The following is a 24,075-nucleotide window of genomic DNA, read 5'->3' as shown; positions in this document are numbered from 1 at the left end:
ACCAGTGGGCCCGGCGGGTGACCCGCCGGGCCCCGGAGTGGTGGGTTACGGAGTCCAGACCACGTGGGGATTCACGCGCCCGGTCCAGTTGAAGATGGCCATGTTGTCCCAGCCGTTGCCGGTGCCGTTGATGTCTGCCGGGTCCCAGCCGTTGCCTCGAACCGCGTACCAGGTGGGTTCCCAGTAGAAGACGCCGACGCCGCCGGCGTTGCGTACGGTGTTCTGCACCCAGGTGAACTGTTGTGCCTGTCCGGCCCAGGTGGCGGGGATGTTGTCACACAGCACGGTGCCGGGAATCGAGTTGCGTTCGTGGTCGGCGTCGGCGGTGGTGAACTGGTAGGCGGTCTCGGCGAGCACGACCGGTTTGCCGTAGCGGGACTTCACGTCGGCGATGACGTTGTACAGGTTCGCCAGCGAGCCGTGCCACATGCAGTAGTAGGACAGTGCGGTGACGTCCCAGGTCACGCCCTGTGCTCTGATGCCGTCGTAGAACCAGCGGGCGTTGGCGTTGCTGTCGGCGTTCGCGGTGTGGATCCACACCTGGGTGCCGCTGTTGCAGGCCTTGGTGGCGTGGTAGCCCTGCTTGAGCAGGCTGGCCAGCGGGGCGAAGTTGTTGTTGACGACCCGTCCGGTCGGCCACAGCATGCCCACGTTGATCTCGTTGCCGATCTGCACCGCGTCCGGGGTGGTGCCCTGCGCTTTCAGGGCGGTGCACACGTCGTGGGTGTAGGCGTAGACGTCGTTTTGCAGTTGGCTCAGCGAGTGGTTGGCCCAGGCCGCGGGCGGGAACTGCTTGCCCGGGTCGGCCCAGGTGTCCGAGTAGTGGAAGTCGATCAGGAGCTTGAAGCCCTTCGCTTTGATCGTCCTGGCCTGCTGGAGCACCTTGGCCTTGTTGTTGTAGCCGCTGACCGGGTTGTTCCAGATGCGCAGCCGCAGGTAGTTGACCCCCTTTGCGGCGAGGATGTCGTAGGGGTCGGCCTGCGCACCGGAGGCGTCGTAGTAGCGGGCGCCGAGGTCCAGGCTGCGTTGCAGCGACGAGACGTCAGCGCCGCGCATGGTGAGGGTGTTGGCCGCCTGCACGGGGGCGGTCAGGGCCAACGGGGCCGTAACGACGACCACCGCCAGAACGGCCCGCAGGGACGGTTTCATGGCACTCCTTCACAAGGAGGATGCGATACCCGCCCGGAAGCGGGCACGTCCGACAAGGGCTGCCGGACGGTTCTGGGACCAGGTGAGGTGGTGACAGGTGCGCCGACCGACCGTGTTCCGGGCCGGCGCGGGTGACTCAGGCCGGCGCGGGCGAGGAAGCACGGACGACCAAGCTCGTCGGCACGGTGACGCAGAGCGGGCTGCGTCCCGCGATCACGTCGGTGAGCAGCCGGACCATCTCCCCGCTGATCCGCCCGAGCGGCTGACGGACCGTGGTCAGCGGCGGGTCCAATGTGGCGGCCAACCCCGAATCGTCGAAACCGACCACCCGTACATCGCCGGGCACACCGCGGCCCGCCTCGCGTAGCACCGGCAGCGTGGCGGCGGCCATCACGTCGGAGGCGGCGAAGACCGCGTCCAGGTCGGGGGCCTGCCGTAGCAGCGTCCGCATGGCCGCCGCGCCGCTTTCCCGACTCCAGTCGCCGTGCTGGATCCGGGCTGGCTCGACCGCGATGCCGTGCGCAGTCAGCGCCTCCGTGTAGCCCTGCAACCGGTCCACCCCGCCCGAGGTGTCCTGCGGACCGGTGATCGTGGCGATCCGGCGGCAACCGGCCGCGACGAGGTGCTCCACCGCCGACCGGGCACCGGAGCGGTCGTCGGCCGCCACCGAGCTGATCACCTGCTCGTAGCCGAGCACCCGGCCACACGCCACGATCGGCACGTCGGTCTGTACCAGATTGCTCAGCAGCGGGTCGCCGGAGTGCGGCGAGACCAGCAGTACCCCGTCGACATGGCCGCCGGAGAGATACGCCACCGTCCGGGTGCGCTCCTCCGGAGTCGAGGCGATCATCAGCAGCAGCGTCACCTCCCGGTCGGAGAGCGCCTGGGCCACCCCGCGCAGCAGCACCGAGAAGTTGGGGTCCTCGAAGAGCAGGTGCTGCGGCTCGGTGAGCAGGAAGGCGATCGAGCCGGAGCGGCCGGTGGCCAGCGAACGGGCGTGCGGGTTCGCCGTGTAGCCGGTGCGGGCGATGGCCTCCCGGACGGCCCGCACCGCCTCCGGGCTGACCCACTCCCGGCCGTTGAGGACGCGGGAGACGGTCGCGTAAGAGACCCCGGCCTCGCGCGCCACGTCGCGGATGGTGGGCCGCTTGCGCCCTGTCGGGGGCGAGGTCGGCACGGTGTGGATCGTAGTCTCTGGCATCTTGTCGTCACCCCTTGACCGCACCGGCGCCCAGGTCGACCCGCCAGTAGCGTTGCAGGCCGAGGAAGAGGGCGACGAGCGGGACGATCGACAGCAGCGCCCCGGTGACCACCGAGGTGTACATGGCGGGTTGGGACGCGCCCTGGTTGAGTAGCCCGTTCAGGCCGACGGTGATCGGATAGAGCTGGTCGTCACCGAGCATGATGAAGGGCAGCATGAAGTTGTTCCAGATCGCGACGAACTGGAACAGGAAGACGGTCACCAGACCGGCGCGCATCATCGGCAGGGCCACCCGGCCGAAGGTGCCCCAGTCGCCGGCGCCGTCGATGCGGGCGGCCTCGATCACCTCGGTCGGTACGGCCGCCGCCGCGAAGACCCGGCACAGGTAGATCCCATACGGGCTGATGATGCTCGGCAACAGCACCGACCAGTAGGTGTTGGTCAGCCCGACCTTGGCCAGCAGCAGGTACTGCGGGATGGCCAGGATGACCCCGGGGACGAGTACGCCGGCCAGGATCATGTTGAACACGAAGGACTTGCCGGGGAAGGCGTACTTCGCGAGGGCGAAGCCGGCCATCGCGGAGACCAGCGTGGACGCCGCGCCGCCGACCCCGGCGTACAGGGCGGTGTTGGCCATCCAGCGCCAGTAGAGGCCGCCACGGTACTCGCTGAGCGAAACGATGTTGTCGAGCAGGTGGGTGCTGGGCGCGAGGGTGAAGGTGGCGAAGAGTTCCTCGGCGCTCTTGGTCGAGGCGATCAGCACCCAGGCGACGGGGAAGAGGCAGTACAGCGCGCCGAGCAGCAGCACGGCGGTGGCGGCCGGGCTGAGCCGGCGGGGTGTGCCGCGGGCTTCGCTCATGGCCGGTCCTCCTGTTGGAAGGCCCGCGAGCCGACGAGTCGGAGGAAGCCGAAGGAGACCAGGAAGGTCGCCAGTGCGATGACCACCGAGGTGGCCGCCGCCGAGTAGACGTCATTGCGGGTGAAGGCGTCGCGGTACACCTTCATCAGCGGCGTCCAGGTGGTGGAGATGGTGTTGCTCAGCGGGCGCAGCGTCATCGGCTCGGCGAAGACCTGCAGGGTGGCGATGAGCGAGAAGACGGACGTCATGATCAGCGACGGCGTCACCATCGGGATCTTGATCCGCCAGGCGATCTGCACGTCCGAGGCGCCGTCGAGACGGGCCGCCTCGTAGAGGTCGCGGGGGACGGCCCGCAGCGCCGTGTAGATCACGATCATGTTGAAGCCGGTGCCACCCCAGATCGCGATGTTGGCCACCGCCCAGAGCACCCCGGAGCCGGCGAGCACGTCGGGCGGGACGATGCCGAGGCCCTGGAGGAGGTCGGCGAACGGACTGACCCGGGGCAGGTAGAGAAAGCCCCAGAGCAGCGAGGCGACCACCGCCGGCACCGCGTACGGCAGGAAGATCGCGGTGCGGGCGAAGGTGCCCACCCGGGTCCGGCCGGCATCCAGCAGCAGGGCCATGAGCAGGGCCAGACCGAGCATGGTCGGGACCACGATCAGCCCGTACGCCCCGACCCGGTAGACGCTGGGCAGGAATTCGGGGTCGGTGAGCGACCGGACGTAGTTCTGCAGGCCAGCCCAGACCTCGGTACGCGAGCCGGCCCCCAGGCCCAGTCCACTGACCTGGGTACGACGCAGGCTCAGGTACGCGGTGTAGACGATCGGTGCCGCGAGGAACGCGGCGAACAGGAGCAGGGCCGGCGCGAGGAACGAGTACGGTACGCCGGCACGCCGGCCGCCCCGGGCGGCCGTGCGAGGAGCACGGGTGGTGGTGGGGTACGCCGTCACGGCCGTCACCTTCCCTCGGTGCTGCGGTCGGCGCCAGCCGCGATGTGGACGGTTTCCGCGTCGCGGCCGGGCAGCGGGGTCAGTCGGCGAGCGTGAAGCCGGCGTTGCGCATGTCGTCGGTGGTGGTCCGCTGCATCGTGCGCAACGCCTCGGTGAAGGCCGCGGCCTGCTTGGACTGGGCGGCCTTGCCGAAGGCGTCGTTGTAGGCGCTGTAGGTGACGTTGACGTTCGGGCCGTAGGTGAACGGGTTGGTGAGCCGGCCGGCCTCGGCGGCGACGGTGTAGAAGTCGGCCTGGTCGGCGAAGAAGGCGGGCGGTACGGTCAGCGCGGTCGCGGTGGCGTCGACCGAGGCGGGGTAGACGTTGGCCGTCGTGGCCAGCGCCTTGATCGCGGCGGGGTCGGTGTTCAGCCAGGCGACGAACTGGGCGGCCTGCTTCTTGTGCTTGCTCTGGCTGGTGACGCTGGTGGCCGAGCCGCCCCAGTTGCCGTTGGCCGGCGCGGCAGCGTCCCACTGCGGCAGGAGGGCGGCCTTCCACTTGCCCTTGGTCGAGGCCGCGTTGCCTTCGAGTACGCCGGGGCTCCAGACCGCGCCGATCCAGCCGACCTGGGTGCCGTCGTTGAGCGCGGCGTTCCACTCCGGGGTGTACATCGGCTTGTTGTCGATGATCCCCTCCTGCACCAGCGCGCCCCAGTACCGGGCGACCTGCTGGGTGGCGGCGTCGTCGACGGCGACGGTCCAGGCGTTGTCCCGTACGCCCCACCAGGAGGCGCCCGCCTGCTGGGCGAGCCCGGCGAACCAGCCCGGGTCGTTGGCCGAAAAGGTGCCGAGGTACTGCTTGTCGTCGGCCGCGTGGATGGCACGCGCGGCGGAGGCGTAGTCGTCCCAGGTGGTCGGGGCCTTGAGGCCGAGGGAGTCGAAGATGTCGGCGCGGTAGTAGAACATCATCGGGCCGGAGTCCTGCGGGACGCCGTAGACGGCCTCGGTGCCGAGAGTAACCGCGTTCCAGGCCGAGTCGGGGAACTTCGCCTTGAGGCCGCCGACCTCGGCGGCGATGTCGGCGACCGCGTCCGCGGCGACCAGGGTCGGGATCTTCTGGTATTCGGCCTGCATGATGTCGGGGGCGCCACTGCCGGCCTGGATGGCGGTGAGCAGCTTGGTGACGGCCGGATCGCCGCCGTCCTGCTTGTTCACGGTGACCTGGATGTCGGGGTGGTTGGCGTTCCACGCCTCGACGACCTGGTCCATGTTCGGCGCCCAACTCCAGTAGGTGAGTTCGACCTTCCCACCGGGGCTGTCGCCGGAATCGTCGGACCCGCTGCACGCGGCGGTCAAAAGTAGCGCCGCGGCCAGCACTCCGGCGAGCGGCAGAACTGCCTTCCTCATCGGTCCTCCTCGATCAGCGGGCTGCGGGTGGTGCCAGACCCGTTCGCCGCCGGAAATTGATGTGCGTCACCACATTGCGCCTGTGACCGGTTACAGTGATGCGCCTCAGTGCGCTTTGTCAAGGCTTCGCGTCGAGCAGGTGAAGTTGATGTATCGTGCTGGCCTGCGGCCTGTGACCGGTTACAGTCCATGGCGCCGCAGCGCGGCCCACATCACCGATCGCGGCTCGGGGCGAACGTTCGTCGCAGAGGAGTCACAGTGCCCTTCGAGCCGCTCGCCGTCCGGCACCAGCCCTGGTCCGAGCCGCTGCGGCGACCCCGGATGAGCAACGCCGAGGACGCCCGGCCGGGCATCTCACTCACCAACCGCTACCTGCTGCGCCACGGCGTACCGGTCGTCCCGGTCTCCGGCGAGATCCACTACAGCCGACTGCCCCGCAACCGCTGGCGGCGGCGACTACGCCAACTGCGTGCCGGTGGCGTCACCGTGGCCAGCAGCTACGTCTTCTGGCTGCACCACGTCGAGCACCGCGGCAGCCCGCGCTTCGACGGCAGTCTCGACGTCGCCGCCTTCGTCGACCTGGCGACCGCCGAAGGTCTCGACGTCATCCTGCGGATCGGTCCGTGGTGCCACGGTGAGACCCGCAACGGTGGCTTCCCGGACTGGGTGCAACAGGCCAACGTCCGGCACCGCACCGACGACCCGGCCTACCTCGACCTGGTCCGCGAGTGGTTCGGCCAGCTCGGCGCCGCCCTCGGCGGACGCTGTGGCCCCGCCGGACCGGTGCTCGGCATCCAGTTGGAGAACGAGCTCTACGCCCAGCCCGAGCACCTGGTCACCCTCAAGCGACTGGCCCGCGAGGCCGGCATGTCGGCACCCCTGTGGACCGCCACCGCCTGGGGCAGCGCCACCCTGCCGCAGTACGAGGTACTGCCGCTCTACGGCGGCTACGGCGACGGCTTCTGGGTCGACGCCGACGCACCCTGGGACCCCACCTTCCGCGACCACTACTTCTTCTCGCACGTCTGGGACGATCCCGGCATCGGATCCGACGTGCGCCGGCTGCGCCTGCACGTCGACAGCGTCAGCGCCACGCACCCTCGTACCCCCTCGGCGCACTTCCCGGCGGCCACCTGCGAACTCGGCGGCGGCATGGCCACCGCCTACCACCGCCGCCCGCGTCCCAGCGCACTGGACATCGCCACCATCGCGCACTGCAAGATCGGCAACGGCTCCGCCTGGCAGGGCTACTACATGTACGCGGGCGGCACCAACCCGCACGGTGTCCACGGCACGCAGGAGTCGCACGCCACCGGCTACCCCAACGACCTGCCCCCGCTCGGCTACGACTTCCACGCTCCGATCGGGGAGGCCGGCGTGCTCGCCGACAGTCACGCCGAACTGCGCCGGCAGCATGCCTTCCTCGCCGCCTTCGGCGCCACGCTCGCCGAGATGCCCTCCAGCCTGCCCGAGATCCGCCCCTGCGGCGTCGACGACGAGCACACCCTGCGGTGGGCGCTGCGCAGCGACGGCACCAGCGGTTTCCTCTTCGTCGCCTGGCACCAGCCACACGTACCGCTCGCGCCCTACCGTGATGCCCGGTTCCGGGTCGTACTCGACCACGAGGAGATCGTGCTGCCCGCCCGGCCGATCGACATTCCTCCCGGCACCCTGGCCCGCTGGCCGCTGGCCCTCAAAGCGGGCGGGGTGCGCCTGGACTGGGCAACCGCGTCGGCGCTCACCCTGCTCCCGGGTGAGGTGCCCACCCTGGTGCTGGTCGCCGAGGCCGGTGTCGAGGCCACCTACTCGGTCGACGGTGTCGTCACCACGGCCACGCCAGAGCTGTCGCCGGTCCGGCTCCGTACCGCCGGCGGCGCGCTGGACCTGCTGGTCCTGCCGGCCGCTGTCGACAACCAGATCTGGGTCTGCGAGGACGGCCCGACCCGTCGGCTGCTGCTCTCCGCGCACGAACTGTGCTGGGGCCCGGACGGCCGGATCGAGGCGTACGGGCCGCAGGCGCGGGTCTACGAGCCCGCCCGGCGGGCGTTCGTCGACCTCCCGCTGGAGGGCGGACCGCCCAGCACCACCGTGCCCGTCGACCCGCACCCGGCCCGGACCGCCGGCCCGGCGCAGCCGGTGACGCCCGAACTCGTCCGGCCGGCCGTGACCCCGGTGCCGGTCAGCTACGGCACGTTCCACCGGCGACAGTCCGCGCCCACCCGGCAGACCTTCGAAGAACTGGCTGCCGTCTACCGGATCCCGCTGCCCCCGTGGGCCGCCGATCCGCGACTCGACGCCCACCTGCGGATCCGCTGGGCCGGCGACATCGGACAACTCCGCGTCGACAACCGACCGGTCACCGACCGTTTCTGGGACGGCGCCGACTGGATCGTCAACCTGCTCGACATCGGGCTGCGTGCCGAGGCCGAGCTGACCCTCTACCTGCTGCCGCTGGCGACCGGCTCGCCCGTGTCACTGCCCCCCGACGCCCGCGACCGGCTGGCGGCGGTCGACGGGCAACTGTCGGCCGTCGACGCCCTGCTGGTGCAGGGCCGTGGCACCTGGCGCGAGCCCACACCACTACCCATCGAGGCAAACCTCATCGGGCGATCGGTGGTCAGCTGACCACGCTTCTTCACCTCCGACGACGCGGCGGGCGCCCGGGTCCGGCCTCGCTGGCTGCGCGCATCTGAGCCGGACTGCGTCGGCGTGCGCCGTCTACATCGGAAAAGCCCGTCCCGATCTGGTTTGTGGTGCCGGTCGCTCGACGCTTTCGCTGCCTGCACCCATAAGTAATGATGGAGTTATCGACCGTCATCAACGAGAGGGCTGCCGTACATGGAGGAACGCCTCGCCGGTATCGAGTCTGAGCTACTCGACCTGTCAGCGGTGACTGTAGCGACCCTGCAAACCGTTGACCTCACCGGCATGACTGCGGCGATCTCGCGGGTGCGAGAGAGAGTTGCCGATTCGGGGGGCAGCATCAGCGGCTACAACGGCTCTGTCCCCAGTCGGATGCGGCCCGCCGGATCGGACGGGAAGGAACATGTCGAATGATCCCGTGCCGTTAGGTCCGACCTATCTCGAACACGCGCACTTCAATACCCTGGCCGCCGGCGCCGGAGACGAAGCGAGCATCGCGGCACTGTGGCGGGCCGAGCGCAGTTGGCGGCTGATCGTACTGCGGGCCCTGCTGGACGCCTGTGCCACCCGGGCCGACGTCTGCGGTCCGCTCGCGCCAGTCACCGACGCCTGGCATCTGCTGGTACAGGCTCACGGTGCGGCACCGGAGAGCACCGAGGACGTCTTGGCCCAGCCGCAGGTCGGCATCTGGGCCGCGCACACCCTGCGTCGGCTGGGCGACGACATCGACACTGCGGTGCCGTTGTGGCTGGACGTCGGTTACCTGCATGCCCTGGCGGCGGCGAGCGCCGTCCGGGCCGGTCTCTCCTTCGAACTCGACATCCCGGCCCGTCAGGGTGCCGCGGTACTGCCCACCGTGGGCTCCGCGTCGGTTCCGCCGGACGTCCTGGTCGTCGGGGTACGGGCCCGCGACGGACAGGTCGGCATCGACACCGGGGTGCGCACGGTGCGCTGCCTATCCGGCGACCCGGACTGGCATGAACCCATCGTCATCGAGGTCCGCGCGGGCGGCGTCGGCCTCCGGGTCGAGCTGCTCGATCGCGATGTGTACCGCGACCTGCGAGGGCCCTCGTCGCCGAAGCCGCTGCCGGCAGCCGAGGTCGCCCGTTGGCGTGCGAATCTCGCCGCCGCCTGGAAGCTGCTCGCCGGTGAGCAGCCCGACCGCGCCACGGCAATCAGCGGAATCGTACGGACCCTGGCACCTGTGCCACGCCGTGAGCGATTCCGCCCACTGTCCGCATCCGGCGCCGAGGCGTTCGGGGGCATCCTGCTCTCCGAACCGGACGATGCGGTGGAACTGGCCGTGACCCTGGTGCACGAGTCGCAACACCACAAGCTCGGTGCCGTGTCACACCTGCTCACCCTCTGCGAGGCCGCCGACCTCCGCTACTACGCCCCCTGGCGGGACGACCCCAGACCGCTCCCCGGCATTCTCCAAGGTGCATACGCATTCGCCGGCATCACCCAGTTCTGGGGGGTCCACCGAATCCAGGCACCGCCGGGGTACCGAGCAGTCGCAGACTTCGAGTTCGCGCTGTGGCGGCGGCAGACCCTCGACGTCCTGCGGATGATCGCGGCGTCGGGCCGGCTGACCGCGCACGGGCAGCGGTTCATCGACACTTTGCACACGGAACTGAAAACCTGCCAGGACGACCCGGTGCCCGCTGCGGCACTCGCCGCGGCCGACGCCGCAGCCCTCGACCACCGCGCGATGTGGCGGGGCCACAACATCCGCCTGGACCCGGCCGATCGCGACGCGCTCGCCGTGGCCTGGCAGCGCCGTGCCCCGGCGACGGAGGCGGTCCTCGCCGTCGGCGCCGCGGAGGTGCTGGCGGAACCGCCGCCGGGCCTGCTCGACGCTCGGGCCGTCCTGTACAGACACCTGCTGGTCGACTCGGACGTCTTCGGCCGGGTGCGCACCGCACCCGACGAGGTGGGGAACTGGGTCGAGGGCGCCACCGCAGCCGACCTCGCCCTGGTGACCGGGGACGTCGCGCAGGCGCGTGCCGGCTACCTCCGCGAACTGAGGCAGGACCCGTCGTGCGTGCACGGCTGGGTGGGACTCGGCCTCACCCAGATCGACCGTCCCACCGATCCGGCGACGCGGGCCCTGCTGGAATTCCCGGAACTCATCCAGGCTGTCGTACAGGGTCTGCGGTCGCGCGGGTCCGCATCGGTGGCACCGGATCCGCTGGAGCTGGCCGGCTGGGTCGGTCGCGGGTTCCCGGACCGGCCGTACGACACAGCCGATCCGGCGGGTTGGCCGGCAGCCTGACCCGCCGGGCCGACTGTGGTCGCACTTACAGGGGGAGCGGGTCGATGTCGCAGTTGGCCCGTACGCCCGCGCCGACCGCCGCGACCGCAGGGTGCCGGACGCCGAGGGTCTGTCGCAACTGATCGAGGCTGGTCTCGAACAACGTGCCCGCCTCGGCTTTGCGCCCGAGCTCCCGCAGATCCATGGCGAGGTTCAGCGCGCATACCAGCGTGGTGGGATGGGCCCTGCCGAGCACCTGACGGCACTGCGTGAGGGTGTCCGCGTCGAGGACCTGGGCCTCCGCGTAGTCACCGAGCTCGTAATGGTCGCTTGCCAGGTTGATCCGGGCGGCCAGCACCAGGGCGTGCGATCCGCCGAGCCGGCTGGCCAACAGTTCCGACGCCGCCTGGTCGAGGTCTCGGGCCCGTTCGCACTCGCCGAGCAGCCGAAGCGTCACCGCCAGGTCGACCTGCGCACCCGAGGTGTGCGGGTGGTTCTCGCCGTACAGCCGGCGCAGACCCTCCAGCGCCCACTCCGCCGCGTCCTTGGCCGCGCGCAGGTCGCCGGTCAGCCGCTGGTCGATCGAGAACGTCAGCGTAGCGAGCACCGTGTCCGGATGGTTGTCGCCGTAGCGGGTACGGAAGCGGCGCAGCACGTCGCTGGAGAGATCGAGGGCGTCGTGGTGGTGACCGGCCTTGCGCCGGAAACTCGCCAGCATGTGGCTCTGCCGCAGAAGATCCGGGTGGTCGTCGTACTTGAGCATCCGGCGGGCCGTGGCGACGACATTCTCCTGATTCGCATGCGCCGCGATGTAGTCACCGAGTTCCCGCCGGTCGAGGTTGATGCCGCCGAAGGTGCTCAGGCTGTCCGGGTGGTCGGTGCCGTAGATCTGCACCAGCCGCTGGTAGGTCTGCTCGTCGAGCTGGAGAGCCCGCCCGAACAGGCCGGAGAGCCGCATGCTCACCGCGAGATTGTGCGCGGCACGCAGCGTGAACGGCTCCTCCTCACCGAAGTTCTGTTTCGCCTGTTCGTAGACGACGAGCGAGCGGTCCAGCGCGCCGGTGAAGTCACCGGCGACCCGGTGGTCGGCGGCCACCGCGCCGATCGCGTCCAGGGTCTCCTCCCGCTCGTCACCGAGGGTCTGCCGGTAGAGCTCGAGCGTGCGGGCGTTCAGCGCGGCCGCAGCGGCGTAGTCACCGACGACGAAGTGCATGAAGCCGAGCCAGCTCGCCATCCGCAGGCTGTCCGCGTCGGTACCGTCGTCGTCGGCGATCCAGGCTGCCCACGCCCGCTGTGAAAGCTCCCGCGCTCCGAGGTGGTCGCCCCACCGCCAGAGGTACTTCGCCTCGTTCAGCACCATGTCCCGTACGAGATCGTTCGGGCACTTCTCTGCTTCGGAGGCGACGATGTGCGGATACAGCTCGGCGTACCGTGGCCAGTGGTCGGCGTTGTCGGGCTGGTCGGGGTCGTTGCCGGCCAGCAGCATGTGGGCGCCGTGCCGCAGGGCGTCGCGCTGCTCCGGATCCATCTGGTTGATCAGCACACGTTGGACGAGGCGGTGCATCTGGAAGGAGTTCGTCCGGTGGTCGATTCTCGCCAGCGACAGGCGTCCGATCGTACGGATCGCGCGGTTGAGGCGGACCGGGTTGCGGACGAGGGGATCCAGGTCCGGGTGGATGCGCAGCGCGCGCGGCTTCGACAGGAGCACCCTGCTGATCGGTTCGGGCGCGAAGAACGAACACATCTCCAACAGCCGTAGCGCCGAGAGGTCCCGGTCACGTAGCCAGTTCAGCGACACGTTCCAGGCTGCGGCGACGAGCTCCGGATAGTCCTGCTGCGGCGTCTCGTCGTCGAGGACCGGCCGGCTGGCGTCGAGCAGCGCCAGATATTCGTCGGCCGGCATCCTCGTCTCGGCGCGCCAGGCCGCCGCCTGCTCGATGGCCAGTGGAAGGTCGCTCAGAGCGGCGGCGAGCCGGTCGGCGTCATCGACTGCCAGGTCCGGCCCACGGCGGCGAAGCAGGTCGATGCTCTCCTGCCGCTCGAACACGTCAACCGGAAGACTGTTCGCAATGGTTCGCCACCCGGCGTTGCGGGAGGTGACGACGATGCTGCCTGGTCCACCCTTGGGGAAGAACTGCTCGACGTCGTCCGGGTCCTCGGCATTGTCGAAGATCAGCAACCAGTTCGAGTACGGACGGCCGATCCGTAGTGCCTCCAGCACCGCCGGCACCGCCGTGTTGGCGGTCGACGGAACCGGTAGACCCAGGCGTACCGCCAACTCCACCAGCGCGGACTGGATCTGGGCCGGTCGCTCAGCCGGAATCCACCAGACGAGGTCGAAGTCCTGCTGATGGAGGTAGACGTACTCGATGACGAGCTGCGACTTGCCCACCCCGCCGGCGCCGTGCAACGCCTCCGGCAGCACGGCGGTGGTGCCGGCGCTCAGCCGCTGATGCAGGGAGTCGAGGAGCTCATGCCGGCCGGTGAAGTTCGCGTTGCGCAGCGGCAGGTTGCCGACGATGGCCGGTAACTGCCCGTCGAGCCGCTGCACGGCTTGCAGGTCGTGGATCGGTGGCCTGCTCGGAATGATGCCCGACTCGGCGCCAAGCGTGACGTGCGATGCGGTGCCGAACGAGACCCCCGGGCCCGGCGAGTTCACTCTGTCAGACATTCCGGACTCCATGGTGCTCTCAGCGGTAACGGAAGGTGGCTGAAGTACTCGACGTACCTGCCGTGGGACGGGAGAGCCGAGTGTCTCGCCCAGCCGCGCGGCTGCGACGAGGTTCGGCCCGCCCAGTGAGAGGTGAACAGCCAACTCGACCCGCAGGTACGGCTCGGCGGCCGGTGTGACGCGCTCGTACGACGCGTTGCGTGGATCCTTGACGCGAAAGGTCAGGTTGCGCACCGCCTCCACGTCATGCGCGAGTTCGTACTCCACGACGTGCTGGACCTCGACGGTGCGGTCGCGGTACCCGAGCGTGAGGAGCCGCTCGCGTACGCCGTGCACGAACTCGTACCTGATGCGGGTGTCGCCGGTCGCCGCCGCCCCGTGCGGAACCGGCCGCACCAGATCGCTCGTGAGCACCTCGGTCAGATGCTCCGGCCCCGACCGGACCACTGTCCTCGCGACGGCGCGTACCACCTGGACGTTGAGTGGTGCGGCCGCCAGCCGTGTCGCCAGCGTGAACGCCGTCGGCGACGCGGTCGCCCGGAATCGGGCGACGAGATCGAAGGCGGTGAGCGAGCGGCCCGGCCGGCGACCGGCCAGCCCGTCCGACGGCAGCAGCAACGCGGGCATCCGTAGTTCGTCCGTAGCCGGCCCGGCCAACAGCCGGCTCCATCGCTGCAACCAGTCCGTGCCGCGTTCGATGACCGGCACGGCCGTCAGCCGGGCGTCGTCGTTCCGTTGCTCGCTGGGACGAAGGTCCAGGCCGCTGACCCGCCACGACGGCCGGGATGTCGACGGATCCGCGCCGTCCAGGCTCCACGCCACCTCGGTCGTCTCCAACCCTCGCTCGCGCCAACGCTGTTGGGGTAGGAGGTTGACCACAGCAACGGTCATCTCGGCTGCCCACGAGACGAGCACGGGGTGGACGAGCCCGCCCCGCCAGGCGGCGGACCCGCCATGGGTCAGCAGGAAGACGATCCGCCGTCCGGTGGGATCGACCAACTCCGCGGGCGAGGCGTTGGCGGCGTCGGGCTCGCCGGTCACCCGCAGCGCGCCGTCCTCGACAACCATGTGCCTGACCTCAACCGTGGCCAAGGCACGTTGAGCGCGTAATACCGCCACGAACGTCGAGATCTCATCGGCCCAGAACTCCATCACCGGGTCGTCGTCGACGATCACGACGAGATCCCGGCCACCGTCGGCCGGTTCGATGTGCAGCCAGTCGACCGGTCGACTAACGGGAGCAGAGGTCGTCGACATCGATCGGCTCATCACAGAACCGCCGTCGACGATGCAGGCCACGGCGACCGCACGCGACGGCACCGGCCGGCGACGCTGCCGTCCGGCCGGCGTGGATGCCGGTCGGCGACGAACCACGTCACGTGGCCGTTGCCGCTCATGCCAAGACCTTTCGCCTACCGTCGGTGGAGAGGGTTTCTCCTGGCTGCCGATCCGGATCGTCGAACAAGATCACAAAGCCGTGCCCGATGTGCTGGTCGAGCCCTTGAGGATCCTCACTCCACGCCAACTGCCGCAGGTGCGTGGCACGGTGCGGAAGCTCGATCACCCCTGGGCCCGATGCCCGATCGCCGACCATCGACGCAACAGTCTGGCACAGATCCTTTGTGGACGACCGGGTGCGGTGCCAGATGATTGCCGGCATTCCGGAGCGCAGCCCGACGAGCAGTTGCCGCTCGCCCACGCTGTCCGCAGTCGGCGACTCACTGAGCACCAGCACGACGACCCCGCTCTCGCGTTTGAGGGTCGCCTCGAGCTGGACGTCGGCATGGTGCCGCGACGCGCAGTGGATCAGCTGCCGCTCGCTGTCGTGAACGGTGAGGCCCTGCCAGCGGCTGCGCCAGACCCGGTGCCACTGGCTGGCGCGGATGCGTTCCAGGCTTCTGATCACCACGGGATACTCCGTGGTGAGAGGGCTCGGCATCCGCGACTGGAGTTCCTTGCGCCAGGTGTCGACCGGTTCGTTGATCAGCTGCCAAGGCAGGACGAACTCGATGGTCACCGATCCGCTCTGATCTGCCCAACGACGTTCGGTCTCGTTGATGACCTGGTCGACGGCCGCTTCGAGATCCCGGTACGGGATGTGTCGGTCCTCGCCGCGGATCGGCTGCCACACCGCAGACGCCCACTGGTACCAGTGCGACATGATGTAGGTGTCGTCGTCACCGCCGTACTTCTCGAACTGGATCACCAGGTAGGCGGTGCCGACGGGCGTCGGAGCACTCGGCTGGGACGCCTCGATCCGATCCGCAACTCCCCACTCCTTGGCCAGCCGCGCGACGAACTCGCGCATCCGGTCCGACGATGCCTCCGGTACGGCTGTTGTCAACCTGTCCAGCAGCGGCAGCCATGGCGGCACCTCGGCGTGCGAGTTCGCCGACGCGAGATGCGTGAAAAGATCCCACGCGGTCCTGCACCAGGCGGGGGCTGGGGTCGCACGCCTCTCGGTGACGAACCGCCGCAGCTCCTCGGTCGCGACCACCGTGGACAGCACGTTCCGCAGCCAGGGAATGTCGTAGTCGTCGAACAACTCGACCACCTGCCATTCGTCGGCCAGCCGCACCAACGCAATGGTCTGCTCGCTGCCCGGCTCAAGCAGCTCCAGGCAATCGACGAGGCAGCGCAGCCCGCCCGGCCGATCCACACACACCGTCACCAACTCGACTATCTGGGGCCGCAACACGCTCAGCTCCCGGTAGCCCAGAGCGCCGCCCAAGGCGTGGCCCAGCTCTTGAAGCAGTAACTGGCGGCTGTTCGGGTCGCGGATGACCGACGACGCCTCCATCACGGTCGCGATCCGACCGACCAGCCGGCGGCGTTCCTCCACCACGGCTGGCGAATAGCGCCGCGGCGCCTCGTGCACGGGCCTCATGTGATCGCTCGCGGGCGCAAGCTCGGCGGGGCGCTGCGGCCCGCCGCCATCAGGGGAGCTCCGACCTGAACGGGTCGAGCTTCTCCAGCGTCTCGACGGCAGGGGCCGCCTCTCCGTTCACCTCCACGCGTCGTCGCTGGGCACTGTCGTCCCCGGCGAGCGGAGAAAAGGTCACGTCGACGCCGGCTCGCGGGCCGGGACCTCGGCGCTGGCCAGCGGCGACAATCGAGACCTTTGGTGACATGCGCCTATCGTATTAGCCGAGACTGTGGCCGTGGCATCGCGCTAAGTGTCGCCAACTTGACACATTTCGATGCTGTGCGACCTTGACTGGCCCCTTGTCGGCCTCCCGAATGCTGTTCGGAGTTGTTCAGCCCAACATGGTCCCACCAGCGGTCTGGTGCCGTGTCGAGCCGGGCCGGCAGTGCGCCCTCACGATAGGCCTTGGCGTAGCTCGCGGCGGGCGCTATGCCGCGCCGCGATGAATTCTTCTCTCAGATTGGGGACCGGTTCGCACAAGGTGAGTGCTGATGCGCTCTCCGATCGCGAATGCGGATTCCCGCCTCTTCCTCTGGCGACGCGTGCGTGAGTACGCCGTACCGCCTTTCATGATCGAAACCGCGACTGCTCGTCGTCGCGTCGGCGACTGGGCCGGCGCCTGCGTGGCCGCTCGCGTCGACGCCGACCTGGACCTGCGCGCCGTTGCTCGCCGCCACGGTCGGGAACTGGCCGCCCGGCTGCGGGCCGATCTCCGGTACCTCGCGCCAGACCTGCTGCGCTGGCACATGCCGAGGGTCGCCCTGACGGACTGCTGCGTCCGGGCCTGACGGTCCCGCTGACACGGTACGGCCCGGCGGAACACGACGCCGCTGAGCCGGTGCACCTTTTCGGTGACGGGCTGCCCCGCCCGGAAGGCGCCGGAACATGCCAATCGGATGGCTCTGAGATTGCTGCGACCGAGGGCTGGCGCATTGCTGTCCGTCGTTGGATGATGGCCGCCAGCGTATCGCTGATCTCGGCGCCAGCGCCAAACGAAGGGCTATCCGTGAAGCACGATCATTCGCCTGTCTTGCCAGGTCACGGCGCCACGGACTATGCGCGCTACATGCGGACGGATGCTTTACTCGGCCTGCAACGGTCGCCGGACGAGGTCATACATCGTGACGAGCTGCTTTTCCAGGTGGTGCATCAGTCGACCGAGTTGTGGCTGAAGCTGGCGGCGGCGGAGTTGGTGGAGGCGACCGCTCAGGTGGATGCCGGTCGGCTGCCTGTCGGCGAGGCGCTGCTGATCCGGGCGACGCTCGCGGTCCGCCTGATCACCGATCAGCTGGAGATGTTGCGATACCTGTCCCCGGTGGACTTCCAGGCGATGCAGCCTGCCCTGGGCAACGGTTCTGGTGCAGAGTCACCAGGCTGGCGGGAGGTCCAGGGCGCCAGCCGGAAACTCGGCCGTGCGTTCGCCAAGCAGCTTGCCGCTCACGGTGTCGCGGCGGCGGACCTGTGCCCGGCGGATCCGTCAGACCCGCTGCACCGGCTCGCCGAGGCGATGGTGGAGTGGGATGAACGGGTGTCGGTGTGGCGGGTCCGCCACTACCAGGTGGCACTGCGAATCGGCGGTCATCGGCCGGCAGGTAGCCCCGGTAGTCCGGCGAACATGCTGGCAAAACTCGCCGGACACCGGTTCTTCCCCGAGTTGTGGCAGGCCCGGATGAGCCCCACCCCTGACGAATAGCCCTGCTCAGCTCGGGATCTGTGGTCGGCGACATATCCGGCGACCTTCAGCGTGATTCGTCTCGTCACTTTTGAGGGGTGGCATGTGCGTGCGTTGATTCACTGGTTGTCCGGACCGCCTGAGCCGCGTAGCTTTCCCTACTCACCAGTGCTGGACGAATTTCACCGGACCGGCAAACACTTTGTCGAAAAGAGTTTTCTCGCCCTGCTCGACAGCGCCCGGCGGGCAGTGGCCACCTCCGCCCCAGGCGGCGGCGACGCCGCGACTCGACAGTTGACCGACTTCCTGGACGTCGCGCTCGACAAGTGGGACGGCCGGTACGACTACCGCAGCTACCTTGCCCTGCGGCTGCTTCGACTGCCCTGTGGACCCGACGATCCGAGCCCGGCTGCGCAGTCCGCTGCCGGGCGGCGTGCCCGGGACCGGCTCCTCGTCCGCCTGGTCGCCGACACGCTGGCGTTCGAGCTGGCCGCCGCCGCGCACACGACCGGGCTGCTTCCGCAGCAGAGACCCGGTCCAGCGGTGGTCGCCAAGCGTTGCCGACTCGGTGTCCGGGCCGTTTCCCCTGCGCTGGCTCGTCTCGGTGTCGCCGAGCCGGTCGGGGCGGGCGTCCCGGCCACTGCCGCCGCCGGCCTCCACACGGTCGCCGGTGAGCTGGTGTCCCCGGGGGATCCGTCGCTGCGGCTGAGCATGTTGCCGGTCTACGTGACGCACGACGAGTACCTGTTCATCCGGGTGCTCCAGGCCTATGAGTGCATCTTCGCCGGCGTCGCCGAGGAACTTCGCGCGACAGTCACCGCATTGGCCGGGGATACGCCGGGCGCCGCCGCCGACCGGCTCGGATATGCGGGTGACCTGCTGCGTACCGCAGGTCCGCTCTTCTCTCTGCTGGCCACCATGCAGCCGGAGTCGTTCCGCACGTTCCGGCAGTACACCGAGGGGGCCAGCGCGATCCAGTCCCGCTCGTACAAGCTGGTCGAGTCGCTGTGTCGTACCCCGGCTGTGGATCGGCTGGACTCGGTGGCCTACCAGTCGACACCGGAGGTGCAGGCTCGGGTACGGGACGGCCAGCCGACGGTTGACGAGACGTACCGGTCAGCGGTTTCCGACGGTCGGCTCACCGGTGCCGACGCCGTCCGGGTGACGCGGCGGATGGTCGCGTTCGCCGGTGCCCTGACGCAGTGGCGTCGTACCCATCTGCGGGTGGCGGTGCGGATGCTCGGCGCCCGGTCCGGCACCGGCTACACCGAGGGCACGCCCTACCTCTCGGCGGTCAGCACCGCACCGGTCTTCGCCGCCGTGACCACCGAGGCACCTACGCCCGACCAGGATGAGAGGCGTTGCGCGTGAGCCAGCCCGAGCAGAGCCCCCGGTGCCTCGACGCCGACACGCACGCCGCCCTGCGGGCGGAGTTCCCGTTGCTGCAAACCTGCGTCTATCTGAACAGCAACTCCACCGGCGCGGTGCCGAGGGGTGTGGAGCGGGTGCTGCACGACTACTGGGAGACGCTACGCACCTGGCGTGACGACGTCTGGCAGGACTGGCACGTCGGCCTTGACCGGTACGCCGACTCCGTGGCCGCGCTCCTCGGCGCGCCGCCGGGCAGCGTGCTCACCGACGCGAACCTGAGCACCTTCCTGGCCCGGGTGGCGTCCTGCTTCGACTACCGCCCGCCTCGCAACCGGGTCGTCATCACGGATCTCGACTATCCGACGGTGCCGTTCATCTTCCGGGCGTACGGCCGATATGGCGCGCAGCTCGACGTCGTCGGCACCGGCGGCCCCCACCTCGACCAGGACGCTCTGGAGGCCCGGATCGACGAGCGGACGCTGCTGGTGTGCGTGCCACACGCAAGCTTCACCTCCGGCGCCACCGTCGACCTGACCCGCCTGGTGGCCCGAGCCCACCAGGTCGGCGCGCTGGTGGTGGTGGACGCCTTCCAGACCGTCGGGGTGGTGCCGTTGGATGTCACCGCGCTCGGTGTCGACATCGTCATCGGCGGATCCCACAAGTGGCTGTGCGGTGCCGGCACCGCGTTCCTCTACGTCCGGCCGGACCTGGTGCCACTGTTGACTCCGGCGGCCACCGGCTGGCAGGCCGGCGACCGCGCGCTGACCTTCCGACCGTCGTCCGACTGGGCGCCCGGCATCCGTCGCTTCGCCGGCGGCACGCCGTACCCGCCCACCTCCCTGATCTCACAAGTCGGCCTGGACCTGCTGCTCGGCGTCGGCGTCGACGCCATTCGGCGGCACTCGCTGGCGCTCACCCGACGGCTGCTGGACCGGGCCGAGGCCGCCGGCATCGTGGTGGTCAGCCCCACGGCCGGCTCTCGGCGAGGCGGTGTGGTGTGCCTGGACATCCCCGACGGCGAGGCCGTCAAGCGGCGGCTGGCCGCCCGTGGCGTGATCTGCAGCTGGCGCGGCTATCTGCGGGTCGGCCCGCATGTCTACAACACCCTCGACGAGATCGACCTGTTCATGGATGTGCTGGAGAAGGAGCTGCAACCGTGACCGTCACCCTCTCGCCCCGGGCCTTGATGAGTCTGCTCGCCAACGGTCCCAAGGCCATGGATGTGCTGCACACGGCCCTCGACCTGGGACTGCTCGACGCCCTGGAGCCCGGACCGGTCCGCCTCGACGCGTTGGCCGACAAGTTCGGGGTCCTCCCACTGCGGCTGTACAAGTTCCTCGACTGCATCGAGAGCCTCGGCTTCCTGATCCGCGATGAACCCGGCGACGACATCGGTACGACCAGCTACCGAGCCGTGCCAGGGTTGCGTGACGCGGTCGACGCGGTGGTCGGCCCCGGCGCCACCGAGCGCGACAGGGACCGCTACCCATGGCGGCAGTTGCACGGCCGGCTGGCCGAGAGCCTCCGTGGCGAGGTCAGCATCGACGACGGGTTCGCCTGGCCGCCGAAGACGGCCGAACAGACCGCGGAGTTCGAGCGCAGCATGGCCCTCGGGCTGGGGCCGGCGATAGAGACGGTACGCCGGCACTCACATCGCCTCTGGTCGGACCGGCACCGGCTGCTGGACGTCGGCGGCGGTGACGGAACGCTCGCCGCACAGATCCTCGACTCCGCGCCGGACCTGCGGGCCGACGTGTACAACCTGCCGGCGGTGGCACCGCTGGTGGCGGCCACCCGCGACGCCCGCGGTCACTCGGATCGACTCGGCTTCGTCGGCGGCGACTTCTTCGCCGAGCCCCTACCGCGCGGCTACGACGCGCTGTCCTTCGTTCGGGTTCTGCACGACTGGCCGAATGCCGTGGCCCGCGAACTGGTTCAGCAGGCGTACGCGGCGTTGGAGCCGGGCGGGCTGATACTGGTCTGCGAGGAGTTTCGTACCCTGGACCGGCTGGCCATGCAGTTCTTCTGGAGCTACTTCCTGATCGGCGTCGACAGCAGCGTCAGCCGCCTACGCGAGGCGGACTTCTACACCGAACTGCTCACGGAGATCGGCTTCCAGGACGTGGCGGTGCTTCCGGGCATCTGGGAACTGGTCACCGCGTACAAGCCGACATGACGGCCGGCCCGGCCACGATACCGGTCACGCTCCGCACGGCACGAAAACGGCCCGACCCGACCGAGGCCCGTTCGGGCCGCTATGCGGTTCCGGCTTCGCCGGATCGCACCAGAACGGCCTCAGTCGGGTCCGCTGCGGTCGCCTGGGCAGGGTGGTAGGGCGCCCAGGGGGGTTCCCGGAGGGCCGGGCAGTGCTCGGGAGTCGGCTGGTTCGCGATGTCGATCATGCGGTCGAGGGCGTCGCGTGCGGCGGCGAGGTCGGCCATCGCGGCGGTGATGCGGTTGCGCTCGGCGGCCATCAGCTCGAAGACCTCGGGGGAGCCGTGTCCGGTGTCGATGTAGGGCATCAGCTGGAGGATGATTCGGCTGGGCAGGCCGGCGGTGAAGAGCTGCTGGATCAGCCGAACACGTTCCACGGCCGACTCAGGATAGATCCGCTGGCCGCTGGGGGAGCGTGCTGAGGTCAGCAGGCCCTGCTCTTCGTAGTACCGCAGAGCTCTCGTGCTGACGCCCGCCTGCCGCGCGATGTCGCCGATGCGCATCGGCGTCCTCCTCTGGTTTCGGTTCTGACTTGCCCTTGACGTCAACGTCAACTTTTACGGTAGTCGACGCAGGGCCGGACACGGCCCCAGCGAAACCGAGAAGACCCCAAGGATCCCCAATGAACATCGCTGATCAGGTCGCCCTCGTCACCGGATCGAACCGGGGCATCGGCCGCCAGTTCGTGCTTGAGTTGCTAGAGCGCGGCGTGCGCAAGGTGTACGCGACGGCCCGTCGCCCCGAGAGTCTCGGCTTCGACGACAGCCGGGTGGTGCCGCTGCGGCTCGACCTGCTTGACCACGAGTCCGTCGCCGCAGCCGCAGCGACCGCGCGTGATGTCACGCTCCTGGTCAACAACGCGGGCATCGCGACCGGTGCCCCGCTGGTCACGGGTGACCTCGCCGAGGTGCGCCGCGAGATGGACACGCACTTCTGGGGCACGCTCGAGGTGATCCGCGAGTTCGCTCCCGTGCTCGCCGTCAACGGCGGCGGCGCGATCGTGAACGTGCTGTCGGCCCTGTCGTGGTTCGCCAGCCCGGGCACCGGCTCGTACGCCGCCGCCAAGGCCGCCGAATGGAACATGACCAACGGCGTACGCCTTGAGCTGTCTGCTCAGGGCACTCTGGTGCAGGGCGTCCTCCTCGGCGCCGCCGACACGGACATCTCGGCCGGCTACGACGGACCCAAGATCGATCCACGCGATGTTCCGCGTCGGTCGCTCGACGGTCTGGCCGCCGGATCGATCGAGGTGATCGTCGACGACTGGACCGCCATGGTGAAGGCCTCGCTGGCCGAAGACCCCGCCCCGTTCTACACGCAGATCACCGAACTGCTCGGCGCCAACTGAGCGACTCTGCGGGCAGGCGCGCTCGCGAGATCGCACATCAGCAGGAACCGGCAGCCGATGCGCGATCTCGCGATGCTTCCCGGCAGGAACGTAGTCCTCCAGCGGGCGCCTGCGGCCACCCGCTCCGCCGAGGTACAGGTCAGTACCTGACCTTCACCCCCATCTTGCGCCAGGTGTGCGGGCCGACCACACCGTCGGCCGTGAGGCCCTGCATCTTCTGGTACCAGCGGACCCCGACCTCGGTCCGGGTGCCGAACTCGCCGTCGGCCGTACCGCATTGCCGTTCGCCGATGAATCGTTGGACGAAGCCGACATCGTCGCCGGTCGCGCCACGGCGCAGCGTACGGGAGCCGGGGTCGCGTCGCGGATCAGCCGGCGGTTTCGACGGCTTCGACGGCTTGGCGGGCACCGACGGTTTCGCCGGCTTCGACGGTTTCGCTGGCGTCCCTGGCTTCGCGGGGGTCGACGGCTCAGCGGGCTTCGACGGTTTCGCCGGCGTTGATGGCTTTGCCGGGGTCGGTGCCGCGCGGAGGGCCGACACCGTCTGCGGCCCGACCAGGCCGTCGACGGTGAGCTTCTTCGCCTTCTGGAAGCCGCGAACCCACGCCTCGGTGCGGCTGCCGAAGTCGCCGTCCACCGCGAGTGGTGGCTTCGCGCCGAGCGTGTTCGCCAGGGCCTGAAGTTCGCGGACGTCACCACCGATGCATCCGGTACGCAGCACCCGGTCGCCGAGCTTCAAGGGCTTGCTGGTCTCCCCGGTGCCGATGCCCCAGCCCCGGCGGCTGTTCTCCAGTTCGGGGGAGTGGCTGACGCTGATGTGTATGTGCGAGGTGTGCGGATTCGAGCCGGTGTACCGGGACGGCTGGAACCTGCGGGTGCGGCTCCAGATGGTCCGGTCGAAGATCACGTACTGGGTGGAGGGGTGGGCGATGGCCCGGCGCACCACCAGCTGCGGATCGATGCCGTCGCGGTCTACGTCCAGCGCGTTGACGGAGTTGTCCTGGTCGGGGTTGTGATCCGATTTCGTGGCCTGGTGGGCGGCGTCGCCGATCCAGCCGTCCGATCTGCGGTCCCGGTTCGGCCAGCGGGCGTTGATCTCGTTACGCAGGCACACCAGGACCGGGGCGAGCCGGACCGGCGGGCGTAGGCCCGGCGGCATTGGTTCCGGGCCGTCGTCCGGCACGTCGACACCTGGATCGTCTCCTGGGTCGTCCGGTCCGAGGTCGTACTCGACCTCCTCGCCGATCAGACTGCCCGGGTCGTCGTCCTCGTCGTGGTGGGTGACATCAAGATCGTCGGTGCTGCGTGCCTCGTCCATGTAGTCCTTCCCAGGGGGTGGCATCCGGCGCGGCGTGTGAGACGACGCCTGCAGCCGCGGTCGCGGCCAGCCTGGATCTCCAAGATCTCTGTCTACAAGGGCCGGTCGGGTTTCT

General features: G+C 69.4%; 16 protein-coding genes and 1 pseudogene. 8 read left to right on the top strand and 9 right to left on the bottom strand.

The features are described from left to right. Nucleotides 1–45: 45 nt before the first annotated feature. The 5 genes from AB0M35_RS14750 to AB0M35_RS14730 all read right to left on the bottom strand — a co-directional run bounded on the left by AB0M35_RS14750 (nucleotide 46) and on the right by AB0M35_RS14730 (nucleotide 5,543). Nucleotides 46–1,149 (bottom strand): glycosyl hydrolase 53 family protein, encoded by a 1,104-nt coding sequence (locus AB0M35_RS14750; protein WP_363745440.1) that lies wholly within the window; start codon nucleotides 1,147–1,149, stop codon nucleotides 46–48. Nucleotides 1,150–1,285: 136 nt separating this feature from the next. Then, entirely contained in the window at nucleotides 1,286–2,326 is a 1,041-nt protein-coding gene (locus AB0M35_RS14745; protein WP_363745438.1) for a LacI family DNA-binding transcriptional regulator, read from the bottom strand. Between the two features lie 31 nt (nucleotides 2,327–2,357). Then, nucleotides 2,358–3,209: a carbohydrate ABC transporter permease gene (locus AB0M35_RS14740; RefSeq protein ID WP_363745436.1), complete on the bottom strand. Its 852-nt coding sequence runs from the start codon at nucleotides 3,207–3,209 to the stop codon at nucleotides 2,358–2,360. Next, a complete protein-coding gene (locus AB0M35_RS14735) occupies nucleotides 3,206–4,159 on the bottom strand; it encodes a sugar ABC transporter permease (RefSeq protein WP_363745434.1) in 954 nt (317 codons plus the stop codon). Before AB0M35_RS14735 ends, AB0M35_RS14740 begins: the two co-directional genes overlap by 4 nt. A gap of 79 nt (nucleotides 4,160–4,238) precedes the next feature. Beyond that, on the bottom strand, nucleotides 4,239–5,543 hold the full coding sequence (locus AB0M35_RS14730) for an extracellular solute-binding protein (protein WP_363745432.1): 1,305 nt from the start codon (nucleotides 5,541–5,543) through the stop codon (nucleotides 4,239–4,241). A 258-nt stretch (nucleotides 5,544–5,801) separates the two neighbouring features. Here AB0M35_RS14730 and AB0M35_RS14725 point away from each other — a divergent pair, with 258 nt between their 5' ends. Together AB0M35_RS14725 and AB0M35_RS14720 are read left to right on the top strand one after the other, a co-directional pair. Beyond that, the gene (locus AB0M35_RS14725) at nucleotides 5,802–8,168 is read left to right on the top strand and encodes a beta-galactosidase (RefSeq protein ID WP_363745430.1); all 2,367 of its coding nucleotides are present in this window, start codon (nucleotides 5,802–5,804) and stop codon (nucleotides 8,166–8,168) included. A 421-nt stretch (nucleotides 8,169–8,589) separates the two neighbouring features. Next, on the top strand, nucleotides 8,590–10,461 hold the full coding sequence (locus AB0M35_RS14720; RefSeq protein ID WP_363745428.1) for an HEXXH motif domain-containing protein: 1,872 nt from the start codon (nucleotides 8,590–8,592) through the stop codon (nucleotides 10,459–10,461). A 25-nt stretch (nucleotides 10,462–10,486) separates the two neighbouring features. On the opposite strand, the gene fxsT is transcribed toward AB0M35_RS14720, so the two are convergent. After that, nucleotides 10,487–14,368 carry an FxSxx-COOH system tetratricopeptide repeat protein gene (gene fxsT / locus AB0M35_RS14715; protein WP_363745426.1) on the bottom strand — a complete coding sequence of 1,294 codons (3,882 nt, stop codon included), beginning with the start codon at nucleotides 14,366–14,368 and terminating at the stop codon, nucleotides 10,487–10,489. Between the two features lie 136 nt (nucleotides 14,369–14,504). Further along, nucleotides 14,505–15,989: a hypothetical protein gene (locus tag AB0M35_RS14710; RefSeq protein WP_363745425.1), complete on the bottom strand. Its 1,485-nt coding sequence runs from the start codon at nucleotides 15,987–15,989 to the stop codon at nucleotides 14,505–14,507. A gap of 539 nt (nucleotides 15,990–16,528) precedes the next feature. Between AB0M35_RS14710 and AB0M35_RS14705 the strand changes: the two are divergent. The 5 genes and pseudogenes from AB0M35_RS14705 to AB0M35_RS14685 form a co-directional block, all read left to right on the top strand. Continuing rightward, a pseudogene (locus AB0M35_RS14705) lies at nucleotides 16,529–16,884 on the top strand (hypothetical protein); the annotation flags it as partial. A gap of 159 nt (nucleotides 16,885–17,043) precedes the next feature. Then, nucleotides 17,044–17,730, top strand: coding sequence for a tryptophan 2,3-dioxygenase family protein (locus tag AB0M35_RS14700; RefSeq protein WP_363745709.1), 687 nt, complete (start codon nucleotides 17,044–17,046; stop codon nucleotides 17,728–17,730). Nucleotides 17,731–17,814: 84 nt separating this feature from the next. Beyond that, nucleotides 17,815–19,080, top strand: a complete 1,266-nt coding sequence (locus AB0M35_RS14695) for a hypothetical protein (RefSeq protein ID WP_363745424.1) — start codon at nucleotides 17,815–17,817, stop codon at nucleotides 19,078–19,080. Then, nucleotides 19,077–20,240: an aminotransferase class V-fold PLP-dependent enzyme gene (locus AB0M35_RS14690; protein ID WP_363745422.1), complete on the top strand. Its 1,164-nt coding sequence runs from the start codon at nucleotides 19,077–19,079 to the stop codon at nucleotides 20,238–20,240. The genes AB0M35_RS14695 and AB0M35_RS14690 overlap by 4 nt, the downstream gene beginning before the upstream one ends. Beyond that, nucleotides 20,237–21,256: a methyltransferase gene (locus tag AB0M35_RS14685; protein WP_363745420.1), complete on the top strand. Its 1,020-nt coding sequence runs from the start codon at nucleotides 20,237–20,239 to the stop codon at nucleotides 21,254–21,256. Before AB0M35_RS14690 ends, AB0M35_RS14685 begins: the two co-directional genes overlap by 4 nt. Before the next feature lie 79 nt (nucleotides 21,257–21,335). Here the strand turns inward: AB0M35_RS14685 and AB0M35_RS14680 are convergent, their stop codons facing one another. Next, nucleotides 21,336–21,797, bottom strand: coding sequence for a MerR family transcriptional regulator (locus tag AB0M35_RS14680; RefSeq protein ID WP_363745418.1), 462 nt, complete (start codon nucleotides 21,795–21,797; stop codon nucleotides 21,336–21,338). 119 nt (nucleotides 21,798–21,916) lie between these two features. Between AB0M35_RS14680 and AB0M35_RS14675 the strand changes: the two genes are divergently transcribed. Beyond that, nucleotides 21,917–22,642, top strand: a complete 726-nt coding sequence (locus tag AB0M35_RS14675) for an SDR family oxidoreductase (protein ID WP_363745416.1) — start codon at nucleotides 21,917–21,919, stop codon at nucleotides 22,640–22,642. Between the two features lie 139 nt (nucleotides 22,643–22,781). Here the strand turns inward: AB0M35_RS14675 and AB0M35_RS14670 are convergent, their stop codons facing one another. After that, nucleotides 22,782–23,984 carry a peptidoglycan-binding protein gene (locus AB0M35_RS14670; protein ID WP_363745414.1) on the bottom strand — a complete coding sequence of 401 codons (1,203 nt, stop codon included), beginning with the start codon at nucleotides 23,982–23,984 and terminating at the stop codon, nucleotides 22,782–22,784. Nucleotides 23,985–24,075: the final 91 nt, after the last annotated feature.

It is taken from the genome of Micromonospora sp. NPDC051196, from assembly GCF_040682415.1.
Taxonomy (GTDB): Bacteria; Actinomycetota; Actinomycetes; order Mycobacteriales; family Micromonosporaceae; genus Micromonospora.
Note: the sequence above shows the minus strand (reverse complement) of the source record. Positions and strands in the feature narration are given on the sequence as shown.